The 12,271-nt window shown below is 69.5% G+C and carries 10 protein-coding genes and 1 riboswitch; of the genes, 5 read left to right on the forward strand and 5 right to left on the reverse strand.

Going from position 1 to position 12,271, the window contains the following annotated elements:
• Positions 1 to 246 precede the first annotated feature (246 nt).
• A riboswitch (cyclic di-AMP (ydaO/yuaA leader) is annotated at positions 247 to 418 on the forward strand.
• 8 nt (positions 419 to 426) lie between these two features.
• A complete protein-coding gene (locus IQ210_RS25820; protein ID WP_194081486.1) occupies positions 427 to 1,584 on the forward strand; it encodes a C40 family peptidase in 1,158 nt (385 codons plus the stop codon).
• Between the two features lie 15 nt (positions 1,585 to 1,599).
• Here the strand turns inward: IQ210_RS25820 and IQ210_RS47315 are convergent, their stop codons facing one another.
• Positions 1,600 to 2,193, reverse strand: coding sequence for a hypothetical protein (locus IQ210_RS47315; RefSeq protein ID WP_228048314.1), 594 nt, complete (start codon positions 2,191 to 2,193; stop codon positions 1,600 to 1,602).
• 293 nt (positions 2,194 to 2,486) lie between these two features.
• Here IQ210_RS47315 and IQ210_RS25830 point away from each other — a divergent pair, with 293 nt between their 5' ends.
• Positions 2,487 to 3,491: a tellurite resistance/C4-dicarboxylate transporter family protein gene (locus IQ210_RS25830; RefSeq protein WP_194081487.1), complete on the forward strand. Its 1,005-nt coding sequence runs from the start codon at positions 2,487 to 2,489 to the stop codon at positions 3,489 to 3,491.
• Here IQ210_RS25830 and IQ210_RS25835 read toward each other — a convergent pair.
• Entirely contained in the window at positions 3,469 to 3,822 is a 354-nt protein-coding gene (locus IQ210_RS25835) for a hypothetical protein (protein ID WP_194081488.1), read from the reverse strand. The genes IQ210_RS25830 and IQ210_RS25835 overlap by 23 nt on opposite strands.
• Positions 3,823 to 4,319: 497 nt before the next feature.
• Between IQ210_RS25835 and IQ210_RS47945 the strand changes: the two genes are divergently transcribed.
• The 3 genes from IQ210_RS47945 to IQ210_RS25850 are packed head-to-tail and all read left to right on the forward strand — an operon-like array spanning position 4,320 to position 9,965.
• A complete protein-coding gene (locus IQ210_RS47945; protein WP_194081489.1) occupies positions 4,320 to 5,375 on the forward strand; it encodes a C40 family peptidase in 1,056 nt (351 codons plus the stop codon).
• Between the two features lie 49 nt (positions 5,376 to 5,424).
• A complete protein-coding gene (locus tag IQ210_RS25845; protein WP_322656729.1) occupies positions 5,425 to 7,152 on the forward strand; it encodes a DUF4062 domain-containing protein in 1,728 nt (575 codons plus the stop codon).
• A 5-nt stretch (positions 7,153 to 7,157) separates the two neighbouring features.
• Entirely contained in the window at positions 7,158 to 9,965 is a 2,808-nt protein-coding gene (locus IQ210_RS25850) for an nSTAND1 domain-containing NTPase (RefSeq protein WP_194081491.1), read from the forward strand.
• Here IQ210_RS25850 and IQ210_RS25855 read toward each other — a convergent pair.
• The 3 genes from IQ210_RS25855 to IQ210_RS25865 form a co-directional block, all read right to left on the reverse strand.
• Positions 9,955 to 10,839: a hypothetical protein gene (locus tag IQ210_RS25855; protein WP_194081492.1), complete on the reverse strand. Its 885-nt coding sequence runs from the start codon at positions 10,837 to 10,839 to the stop codon at positions 9,955 to 9,957. The two genes, IQ210_RS25850 and IQ210_RS25855, sit on opposite strands and share 11 nt — an antisense overlap.
• A gap of 238 nt (positions 10,840 to 11,077) precedes the next feature.
• Entirely contained in the window at positions 11,078 to 11,326 is a 249-nt protein-coding gene (locus IQ210_RS25860) for a DUF397 domain-containing protein (RefSeq protein WP_194081493.1), read from the reverse strand.
• Positions 11,323 to 12,141 carry a helix-turn-helix domain-containing protein gene (locus IQ210_RS25865; protein ID WP_194081494.1) on the reverse strand — a complete coding sequence of 273 codons (819 nt, stop codon included), beginning with the start codon at positions 12,139 to 12,141 and terminating at the stop codon, positions 11,323 to 11,325. The genes IQ210_RS25860 and IQ210_RS25865 overlap by 4 nt, the downstream gene beginning before the upstream one ends.
• Positions 12,142 to 12,271: the final 130 nt, after the last annotated feature.

The raw sequence follows: 12,271 nt of genomic DNA on the forward strand, positions 1-12,271 counted from the left end.
ACCCACGGTGTGCGACCGTGGCTCGGCTGGAAGTTAGCCCCCGGAAGCGGGCGGACGCCGTCACTCCGGCCAAAATACGTACAAGTCGCCGCAGATCCTTCCGTATTGGCCACGCTCGGCCACGTCCTGACCTAAGGTCACGAAAATGTATCGGGCCTATCGGACATCAACCTTCACAGGGGCCACACCAGTTGGCTACCGTGCCGGACAGGCCGTACGACCCCCACCGGCGAACGTCGCCGGGCCGCGCGGCCTCCGCCGAGTCCGGTGCGCCGCCATGGCAGCCGGAGCCGGGGACCCACACCGACCTTGGGGTGAATCGGCCCAACTCCCTTTCGGGGGACGGCCGTAGGGCACACCTTCCGAACCACCCGCCCGAACCCGACAGCTAACTCGGTAGGCGGAACATGGAAGGAGTCGCCTCCCTTGGCGTCGCACGCAAAGCCGCGTCCCGCGGGAACGCGCGTAGCAGGCATACGCACCCCCGCGCTCGCAACGGCCGCCCTCACCTCCGTGGCCCTGCTCTCCCAGACGGCCACCGCCGCCCCCTCGACCGACGACAAGCCGAGCCTGGAGGAGGTCGAGAAGAAGGTCGACGACCTCTACCGGCAGGCGGAGTCGGCGACCGAGAAGTACAACTCGGCCAAGGAGAAGACCGCCAAGCAGCGCAAGGAGGTCGACACCCTCCTCGACGACGTCGCCCAGCGCACCCAGAAGCTCAACGAGGCCCGCGAGGAGCTCGGTTCCTTCGCCGCGGCCCAGTACCGCACCGGCGCCTCCGCGCCCGACACCGCGACCTTCCTGCTCGCGGACACCCCGCAGGACTACTTCGACCAGACGCAGCTGATGGGCCGCATGACGGACCGTCAGAAGGGCGCGGTCGACGACTACATCAGCGCCCAGTCCGCGACGATGAAGAAGCGCCAGGAGGCCACCAAGAGCCTCGAGACGCTCACCGAGTCGCAGAGCGACCTGAAGACCGCCAAAGCGACCGTCCAGCGCAAGCTCTCCGACGCGCGCGAGCTGCTGTCGCAGCTGACCGCCGAGGAGAAGGCGCGACTCGCGGCGATCGAGAAGAAGAAGCAGGAGGAGGCCGCCCGCAAGGCCGCGGAGCTGGCCGAGCAGCAGAAGGCCGCGGAGCAGAAGGCGGCGGAGGAGGCCGCGGCGGCGGAGCAGGAGGCGAGCAGTTCATCCTCGTCCTCCGAGACCGCCGACTCCTCGTACGCCACCAAGGCCGACAAGGCCCTCGCCTTCGCCCGCGCGCAGATCGGCAAGCCGTACGTCTGGGGCGCCACCGGCCCCGACTCCTACGACTGCTCCGGCCTCACCCAGGCCGCCTGGAACGCCGCCGGCATCTCCCTCCCCCGCACCACCTACGACCAGGTGAACGCCGGCACCACCGTCTCCCTCGCCAACGCCCAGCCCGGTGACCTGGTCTTCTTCTACGACGACGTCACCCACGTCGGCATCTACATCGGCAACGGCATGATGATCCACGCGCCGAAGCCGGGGGCGTACGTCCGCGAGGAGTCGATCTACTACGACGGCGAGTCGGCGATCCACAGCGTGGTGCGCCCGGCCTGACGCGTCGCGCCGGCGTCAGTGACCGCCGCGGTTCTCCACGCAGGGCCCCGCCCCGGGCTGGGGCTCGACGTAGACGCCGTGCACCTCGGCGGTCAGCTCGTCCTTCGTCACCCGGCCGGACACGCACGCGATGCCGGTGTAGACGGCGTAGAACCCGTTCCCGACGAAGACCCCATGCTCCGGCCCGCAGCCGAGGCGCTGGAGGGCCGCCTCGACACGCGCGTCGGGGTAGGCCCCGTACTCCCCCGCCCCGCCCTCCTCCCGGACCTTCTCCAGCTCCTTCCGGATCAGCCCGGCCGAGGCCAGCCCACTCGCCTCGCGCTCCGGGCTGAGGGAGGCCTGCATGCGGTACGCGTGGTTGTCGGCGTAGTTGGGGGGCTGGTCGCCGGGCTCCTCGTCCGGCTGTCCGGTCGCGTCCGGCGAAGGGGACGCGGAGGTGGGCGCGGGGGTCTCGGCGGCCTGGGCGCACTTGGGCGGGGGCGGGTACGAACGCGTCGGCGTCGGCGCGGCGCCCGTGTGTTCTTCCCCGGCCCGCTGGCTCCCGCAGGCGGTCACGGTCATGGCGACCGCGGCGAGGACGGCCAGGAGGGGTGATCGTCTGGAGGACATGGGCGCAGTCTCGCCGCCGCGGCCCTCGCCTGTCATGAGCGCACCTACTCAGACGCGGCCGCTGCCGCTCCGCGCCGGCGCTCTTTTCTTCACGCACGCGCGCGTGCACCATTTTCGCCCCCACAGGCCCGCGCCTTCTTCTTCACGCACGCACGCGCGCGTGCCCCGCTCCCGTCCCCTCCGCACGCGCGCGTGCCCCGCTCCCGCCCCCTCCGCGCGCCCGCGCTCTTTTCTTCACGCACGCGCGCGTGCCCCCGCTCTCATCCCCCCGCGCGCTCCTTAGCATCACCTTCATGCCCGAGACGCCCCATACCTCCCCCCTCCGTATCTGGTGGGCGCAGCGCCCGCCCGCCGCCGGTTCCGCGGTGATGGCGACCGGCATCGTGTCGGTCGCCCTGCATCTGACGGGGTACGAGGTGATGTCCCGCATCGCCCTGGTGCTGGCGTGCGTGGCCTGGGTGGCGCTGGCCGCCGACTTCGCCGTACGACTGCTGCTGGAGCGGTCGCGCTGGGTGGCGGAGGCCGAGACGCCGGGCGCGCTCACGGCGATCGCGGCGACCACGGTGCTGGGCACCCGTTTCTCCGCCCTGGGCTGGCAGCGCCTCGCCGAGGCACTCCTCGCTCTGGCCGCGGTGCTGTGGCCGGTGCTGATCGTGCTGGTCATGGGGCACTGGAAGCGGCGGATGCCGGGCGCGGTGTTCCTGGTCTGTGTCGCCACACAGGGCCTGGCCGTGCTGGGCGCGACGCTCGCCGGGGCGGTGTCGACGGCGTGGCTCGCGCATGCGGCGCTGGTGCTGTTCTGGCTGGGCCTGGTCTTCTACGGCCTCGCCCTGGCCCGCTTCGACCTGCGCCAGGTGACGACGGGCGCCGGGGACCACTGGGTGGCCGGCGGGGCGATGGCCATCTCGGCGCTGGCGGGGTCGAAGCTGATCGCGGCCGACAGCGCGAGCCTGTACCTGTGGAACGGCGACGACCGCGGCGTCCTGCGCGCGGTGACCGTCGCTCTGCTGATCCTCGACCTGTCCTGGTACGTCGTCCTGGTGGCCGCCGAGTTCGGGTGGCCGCGTCCGCACTACGACGTCCGCCGCTGGGCGACGGTGTTCCCGATGGGGATGACGTCGGCGGCGACCCTGTCGGTGGCCGCCGCGCTCGACGTGTCCTGGCTGAGGACGCCGGGTCAGGTGCTGCTGTGGCTGGCGGTGGCGGCCTGGCTGGCGGTGGCGGCCGGAGCCGTGGCCTCGGCCCGGGCCGGAGTCAGAGCCGGCGAAACGCCGGTCACGTCCACAGCACCGCGATGAAGATGTTGGCCACGGTCAGCGCGCCGACCAGCCCGAACAGCCCCTTCTCCACCTTCTCGTCGTCCCGCTTGACGTAGACGAGCCCGAGGATCACGACCAGCAGCGCCAGCTTCACGCCGATCTTGACGTTGTCGACGTGCTGGTCGTCCGCCTGGTTGAGGCCGACCAGGATCGCGCCGGTGACCAGCATGGTCAGCGCGCCGTGCAGCATCGCGGGGACGAAGCGGGCGGTGCCCTGCCCCATCGCCTTCATCTGCGTGAGGAAGCCGCCGAGCAGCGCGGCGATGCCGATGATGTGCAGGCCGACGAAGAGATGGATGAGTACGTCCATGGCCCGGAGCCTAATCAGGGCCACGGCCACCACAGCACACCACCCCCGCCTCCCCCGTCCCTGCGGGAGGGTGCATATATGCGCCCCATAGCACCCCGCCACCTCCGAATGTCCCGGAATCCACAGTTCGGTCAGCACCCCGCGTGAAGCGGAAGGCGTAGCAGAGGGATCACGCTCAGATGCGGACACGCACCGGTCCCCTGAGACCAGTTCCGCGCATCCCGTTACCCCCACGACACACACAGGTTTAGCGTCCTCCACCAGGTGACCGGCTCCCCACCGCCGCCCGGGCCAGGGGCGGCAGTCGATCACCACCGCCGAGAAGGTCCGGCGGCGGCCCGCTCCCCCTGTGCGGGCCGCCGCCGGACGCGTAACCGCCCCGGGCGGCCGTACGACGCTCCCCCTGGCGTCGGCACGGCCGGTGACGACCCGGGGCGGCCCTCAGGTCCGTAGGACCGGGCGGTAGCTCGTACGGTACGAAAGGACGTGCAGTCCACGTGGCAGCGCACCGCAAGCCCAGGCAGCGCTCGGTAGGCGGCAACACGGCCCGTACGGCGGCGACGATCGCCCTCGCGGGCGCGGCGACCGCGACGGGTTTCGACGGGACCGGGCACGCCGAGCCGAACCTGACACCGGCTCAGGTGAAGGCGAAGGTGGACAAGCTGTACCAGGAGGCGGAGGTCGCCACCGAGAAGTACAACGGCGCGAAGGAGAAGGCGGACGCGGCCGAGGAACGGCTGAAGACGCTGCGCGACGAGGCGGCACGCAAGACGGACAAGCTCAACTCGGCGCGGGACGCGCTGGGTTCGATGGCGGCGGCGCAGTACCGGGAGGGCGGCCTGGACCCGTCCCTCCAACTGGCGCTGTCCTCCGACCCCGACCACTACCTCGACAGCGCCGAGTTCGTGGACCGCGCCGGCACGCGCCAGGCGGCGTCGGTGGCGAGCGTCCGCAGACAACTGCGCGAGATCGAACAACTCCGAGGCGCCGCCCACATCGAACTGGCGTCGCTCAAGTCCCGCCAGGCGGAGCTGAAGCGCCACAAGAAGACGATCACGGGAAAGCTGGACGCGGCACGCCACCTGCTGGCCCAACTCCCGCCGGAGGACCGGACGTCCGACGTCCAGCGAGCGTCCCGGGCCTCGTCCACGGGCGGCGCCCGCGACACCCTGACCCCCACCACGGGTGACGTGGCGGCCCCCAACTCCCGCGCGGCCGCAGCCGTCTCCTACGCCTACTCCAAACTGGGCAGCCCCTACGTCTGGGGCGCCACCGGCCCCGACGCCTTCGACTGCTCCGGCCTGACCCAGGCCGCGTACCGCTCCGCGGGCATCTCGCTCCCCCGCACGACCTACGCCCAGATCGACGCGGGCCGCCGAGTCTCCCGCGCCGAACTCCAGCCGGGGGACCTGGTGTTCTTCTACTCCGCGATCTCCCACGTAGGCATCTACATCGGCAACGGCCAGATGATCCACGCCCCGAACCCGACGGCACCGGTACGGATCGCACCTATTGACGAGATGCCGTTCGCGGGGGCGACTCGGGTGGTGTGACCAAGGGGATCTCCCTCCGGCTTCGGCGCCTGTACCTTGTTCCCACCGCGTGAGGAGCGAGGTACGCAGGGTGAAGGTCTATCTGTCGTCCACGGTGTCCGACCTGGAGAAGTACCGGGCAGCTGTGCTGGCCAGGCTGCGCAGGCTGCCACTGGACGTCGTCGCCATGGAGGACTACGCGGCCTTCGACGAACGGCCGTTGGAGAAGTGTCTCGCCGACGTGGCGAGTTGCGATGTCTACGTCGGCCTCTTCGCCTTTCGCTACGGGTACGTCCCCGAGGCCGGTCCGCAGAACCCGGACGGGCGGTCGATCACCGAGCTGGAGTACCGCAAGGCCGGTGAGGCGGGCCGCAAGCGGCTGATCTTCCTGGTCGAGGACGATGCCTCGTGGCCCATGGGTCATGTCGACGCGCTGACCGACCCCGGCACACCATCGGCCACCGGCATCAAACGCCTGCGCGACGAGCTGAAGAAGGTCCACGGCATCGGCTGGTTCACCAACCCCGGTGATCTCGCCGCGGACGTGGTGTCGGCGGTGGCGGCCGACCTGCAACTGCCACCGGGCGCCCTCGCCCCGCCCAGACCTGTGGCGGAGCCACCGCATCCCCGGAAGCTGGTCCACGACGTCCATCTGATGCACGCGCTCAAGGACCGTGAGGCGGCAGCACAGTTGGCCACGGCGGTGGGGGCGATGTGGAACGTCACCACGTCCTCCACGGACCTTCTCACCAACACCCCCCAGGAGATGCTCACCCTGGACCGTGCCGTGACCGCGGCCCGCACGGTCGGCCTCCTGCTGTCCCCGCCCCTGATGACCGTGCTCGCCGAGAACCCAGACCGCACGCGCCGCGTCCTGAACCTGGCGCGCGCCCGCACAGGACATCCCCTGCTCGGCATTGTCACACCGGGCTCGGACCCCGACACGGTCGCAACCGAAGCCGCCCAGTGGGGCATCACCGAGACACTCGCCGAGTCCGCGACCCTGACGCTGCCGAACCGCGTGCACGCGGCGCTCCTGCAGACCGTCGGACTCCAGCGCCCCGACCACGAGATAGGCCTGCCGGTCGTGGTGGTGGCCATGACCGACACAGAAGCGGACGGCCTGCTCGGTACGGCGTCCGGGCAGGTGCGGGAGATCCTCGAAGGGTTCGGTCTCCCCCCGGAGTCGATCCGTGCCCGGTACGGCACGACACGGGTGGACTGGAAACCGTTCGGCGCCGAGGGCCTGCTCATCGCCCAGGTCCTGGAGAGCGCGGTGTCCGGCCTCAGCGAACCCGATCTGCGATTGCGCGGCCGAAAGATCAGACTCCAGCCGTATCTCTTCGACGACCTGCTCTCCTACGACCTCGCCCACTCGCTCGTCTTCCAGGACATCGCCCGCAATGGCTGCCTGGTGGTGGCCGACGAACTCTCCTTGCTCCACCCGGACTTGAACGACGCGTTCCGCGCTTCCCCGCTCTACGAAGGCCCCCAGATCTCGTTGATCACCCTCTCCCCCGGCGACCCGGCCGCGGGCACTCCGCACGAGTTGATCCGCCAGGTGCTGGCCGAACGCCTCCACCACCCCCACTACCGCTTCGACGACGCGCTCGACCCCCTCTGCGAGATGAACGTCGCCAGCAGACGCCACCTCGACCGGTGGCTCCGCGCCAGCCTCCCCCAGACCCTGGACGCCTACCGCAACGCCCGGCCGAGCGCCGACAAGGCCCGGCGCCTGGAAGCGGAACTCGGCACCCGCCCCACCGGCGCCATGGCCCGACTCGTCACGGAAGGCTGAGCGACGTGATCGTCACGTTCTACTCCTACAAGGGGGGCGTCGGCCGCTCCATGGCCCTGGCCAACATCGCCGACCAGCTGGCGAGAAGCGGGATGCGCGTCCTGATGGTCGACTTCGACCTGGAGGCACCGGGCCTGGAACACTTCTTCCCGATCGAGCACGAGCGAGTACGCGGCCGGGAAGGCCTGCTGGACCTGCTCCTGGCGTTCAAGTACGCGATGTCCGTGGCCGCTTCGTCCGCCGACGAGGGCGAGGAGGACGCCTACCGCGACCTGGACCGCTACATCTGCAACGTCTATCCCCGCCGCTCGGACGGCGGCCGTCTCGACCTGCTCGCGGCGGGCCTGCGCCAGACGGACGAGCAGATCACCCGCTACGGCAGCGAACTGCGCCGCTTCGACTGGCAGGACTTCTACTACGTCTGGTCGGGCGAGCTGTTCTTCGAGTGGTTCCGCAGGACGTGTGCCGATCGATACGACGTCGTGCTGGTCGACAGCCGTACGGGAGTGACGGAGCTCGGCGGGGTCTGCGCCTACCAACTGGCCGATGCCGTCGTCGCCCTGTGCGCACCCAACCTCCAGAACATGGAGGGCACGGCGTGGATGGTCCGGCACTTCCTGTCCCCTCAGGTGAAGGCGGTGCGCGGCGACCGGCCACTGGAGGTTCTGGTGGTGCCGTCCCGGGTGGACCAACAGGACCCTGGCCTCCTGGCAGACTTCACCGAGCGCTTCGCGCGGACGTTCGGTCGATTCACGCCCCCTGCGCTGGACGAGGCAGGCCTCACCTTCTGGGAACTCCAGGTGCCCTACGTGCCCGCCTACGCCTTCGACGAGCAGGTCATCACGGATCCGGGGCGGACGGATGACCGCAGGGCGCTGGTACAGGCGTACGACAACCTGCGCAACGCGATCGCCCTGCTGGCCCCTGACCGGAACCCGCTGGCGGCGTTGCGGCCAACGCCGGACGCCGTCGGCAGAGAGCCGGTCGAGACCCGATACGACCCTACGACGCGATTCGCGACGCCGGATGTCTCGGTGTCGCACAGCCACACGGGCCGAAGAGAAGCAGATCAGATCCGTGAGCTGCTCACCCTGCCAGGAAACCTCAGGGTCGCCGAACCCGTGGTCGGCCAGCGGTGGAACACGGGCATCCGACCGGCCAAGGTCAATCTGGTCCTGGTCAGCCCGCCGGGGGAACTGAGTCTTCGGCAGCTGTACGAACTGGACGTCCTGGCCGCCGTAGAGGCACGTGTACTGCCCGTCCTGCTGCCCGGCATCACCCGGGTGCCGGAGGAACTGCGGGGGTACGCATGCCTCGACTTCAGAGACGGGCTGGACGCGGACCGGCTGCTGGAGACCGTGCAGGCGGGCCTCAGACAGTCGAAGGCGAGCAGCACCTTCACGGAGGATGCCGATCCGGCGCCGTATCCCGGGCTCATGCCCTTCTCGGAGTCCGACGCGCCGGTGTTCTTCGGACGGGACGAACTGGTGGCCGAGGTCCTGAACACCTTGGCCCGCCACGGAACGTGCACGGTCATCGGTGAGTCGGGAAGCGGCAAGACGAGCCTGGTGAACGCAGGTGTGCTCCCCGCTCTTCGCGCGGGAGCGCTGCCGGGCAGTGAGCTCTGGCCGATCGTCCGGGTCCACGAGGACGGCCGTGCGACGGAGTTGGAGGCAGTGCTGCGTTCGCTGGCCGACCTTCCCGAGAACTCCCGCAAGGTGGTCGTCGTGCTGGACCAGTTCGAAGAACTCCTCACGCGTGAGCCGGTCGGCCGCAGTCACCCCCTCGACTTGTTGCGGACGCTCATGCGCGCGCGGGATTCGGCGTTCCTCCCGCTGACCGTCCTGCGCACCGACTTCCTGGTCCAGGCTCGGGCGCACGCGGTCTCCTTCATCAAGCAGGGGGTACACGTCACTCCCATGAGCCCCGAGGAACTCCGGCAGGCCGTGGAGATGCCGGCGCGATCCGTGGGGCTCCAGCTGGAACCGGGCCTCACCGACCGCCTGCTCGCCGACGTGGGCGGCGAACCCGGGGCCTTGCCACTCCTCCAGTCCGCTCTCCACAACATGTGGACGCGCAGGAGCGAGGGCTACCTCACCCATGACGGGTACCTGGACATGGGCGGCGTACAGGGAAGCCTGGCCATTGCCGCGGAGGAATGGTTCTTCTCGCTGTCGGAGGACGACGCCCACAGGGCCCGCGAACTCCTCTTGCACCTGGTCAGCATCGGATCCGACGGCGAGCCGCTGAGGCGAGCGGTACCCACCGACACCATCGCGGCGACGGGAGCCACCGATCTGTGCGAACAGCTGCTGCAACGGCGGTTGCTGGTCACCAGATACCTCGTTGAGGCCGGTCGACCTCAGGTACAGCTCGCCCACCAGGCTCTCGTCGACAGCTGGCCGAGATTCCACACATGGATCCAGGAGGCGGCTTCAGCACTCCGGCTGCGCCAGAGGCTGTCCGAGGCCGCCACGGACTGGCTGCTGTCCGGATATGCACCCGAAGGACTTCTCAGCGAACGGAGTCGGGCAGCCGTTGAGGACTCGATCACAGGCAGAGTGGTGCTCGGGGCACTGGAGAAGCGCTTCTTGGCGGCTTCACGGGCTGATGCCAGGAGGAGACGCCTGGCAGGCAGGCTGACCTATGTTGCTTTGTTGGCCGTCGGGGTCGCACTCGGCTATTTCAGCTACTCCGAGCCCATGGGCAGTGTGCTGACCTTGATATTGGGCGCGGGCACGGCAGCCGCGGCGGCTTTGGGTCGGGCCTTGACACGATTGTCCGGACGCGAACGCCGCTCCCTCACGCTCTGACCAGACCGGCCCGAATCTCCTCGACCCAGGCCCGGACATCCCGAATCTGCCTCCCGGTCGGCATCGGCTCCGCACCCCCGCCCCGCCCCGCGCAGGCCCGGCAGAGCCCTCCCGGCAACGCCTCAGCCCGCCCCGGCACCCCGCAGTCGGTGCACTCGATCATGACGCGGGGGGCTCGCGCAGGCGCGGCGGCAGGACGCTCGGGCGGCATCCGGTCGACCAGCCGACGCCGCAGGAAGGCGCGGGGCGAGTGCACCTGGTCCGGGAGCCCGGCGACCAGCACCTGAGAGAGCTGGTCCGGCGACGTGCCCCGGGCCAGCCATTCACCGGCCAGCTCTTCGAGCGCGGCGCAGTCGGCGGCCGACAGGGCGAGGCGCGGGTCGCGGAGGCCGAGGCGGGCGAGGGTGTCGTAGGCCTCGGACGGTGGCGGTACGTCGTCCACGACTGCCTTTGTCTCGACCTCGGGCGGCGTCACGTCACCTTCGAGCGCCCAGGCCCACCATTCGTCGTCACGTGCGGTACGTGACCAGAAGGTATGGAACACCCACCGCGTGCCGGTCTCGCCCTCACTCGGCGGGATACGACGCCGTACGCGCCGCAGATGACCGGCGCGCCCGAGTTCGTTGAGCGCCGAGCGCACGGCCTGCTGGCCGTAGAGGGGCTGGGCCTTGGCGAGGGTTTTGGCATCCATCGCCGCGTTCTCGGAGAGCTGGTCGATGAGGCTGGCGAGGTAGGCCTCGCGGGGTGCGAGGTGATGGAAGGCATCGGCTTTCGGCTGCTGTTCTTCCGGGGCTGAGCGCTTGCCGTAGCCGGGCTTGGCCATGGGATGGGCTGCGGGCGCGGGCAGGGCCGCGTTAGGGTTTTCGTAAGCCACGGGATCGCCTGTTTCGATCTTGGGGTGAGACCCCGGCGGGTGTTGGTAGCACCCGACCGGGGTTGTTTGTTGTCGCGAACGCTAGAGGTTCGCGACAGCGCGTCGCAAGCCGATCACGAAAAGTCATCTCGGCTGGTGCGCAGGCGAGTTGGGCGCGGGGAGGGCGGGAGGGTGGGTGGATTCTTTCCGCCCATTCCTTGAAAGAGGAGATCGGATCTCGACGCCCGAAGCCCGAAGCTCAGACCTCGCGGGAGGCGTAGGCGACGAAGGCGGCCCAGGCGTCGGCGTTCACGTCGAAACGGGGGCCTTGGGGGCCGAGCTTCGAGTCTCGGACGTGGGTGGTGTGGGGGTGGAGGGCGACTTCGAGGCAGGCGCCACCCTGGGAGTCGCTGCGGCTGGACTTGCGCCAGGCGTAGGCGACTTCGAGGCAGGCGCTGCCCTCTGAGTCGCTATAGCTGGACTTGAACCAAGCCAGTTCGGCGCTCACAGCTCCTCCGCCACCTTCCTGATGAACTGCGCAGACTCCTCCACGCTAAGCGCCTGCATCCGGATCATGCCATAGCGCTGCGTGAGCGTACTGAGCTTGTCCCCATCGGAGTGGAGAGCCCCGGTGGACTGCCCGTCCACGAAGGCGTAGCGCTCGTGATCAGCCGTCTCCACGAGCACCATCGGGCCACTGAGCGCCGCCGTAGGGGCAGTTGTGAACGGGAGCACCTGGATCGACAAGTGCCGCTGACTCCCCACCTCCAGCAGATGGGCGCACTGCCCCCGCATGACGTCCTGCTCACCGACGACGGAACGCAGCACCGCCTCATGGATGACAAAGCTGAAGTACGTCAGCGGCTTACGCCCCAGCTTCTCCTGCCGCTTCAGCCGCGCAGCGACTCGCTCCTCCACCGTCTCTTCGTCCAAAGGCGGACAGTTGCTGCCGATCAGCGCTCGGGCATACTCCGGGGTCTGCAACAAGCCGGGCACAAGCAGCGGCTCGTACCACTGCAGTGTGATCGCCTCGGCCTCCACCAGAACGTACTGCTGCGTACGCTGCGGAAACGGCTCAGGCTTCAGGAACTCGTGTGCGGCGACCAACTTCCCGCGAGCTCCGCATAGTTGATCGGCGACTTGCAGCAGCCGCAGTGTTGGCCTTCGTCGACCGCACTCCATCGACTTGACGTACTCGTAGTCATAGCCGGCCTCGTCAGCCAGCAGCTGCCGCGCTACCCCGGCCTCCTCCCGCCACAACTTGATCTGCCCACCGCAGTACCGCCAGCTCTGCTGAGCCTGCTGAGACGTAGCCACGCGCATCCCCCGTCTCCCACCGACACCCCGTGTACACGCACCCTCTGTACACACTCCGCCACTCCCCGAGGTTACGCGTCAACCACCAGCCTGATCACGGCAAATGACGGAGAAGCACCCGCAAGGAAGAGAACCG

The sequence above is a fragment of the Streptomyces justiciae genome (assembly GCF_015163075.1).
Lineage (GTDB): Bacteria > Actinomycetota > Actinomycetes > Streptomycetales > Streptomycetaceae > Streptomyces > Streptomyces justiciae.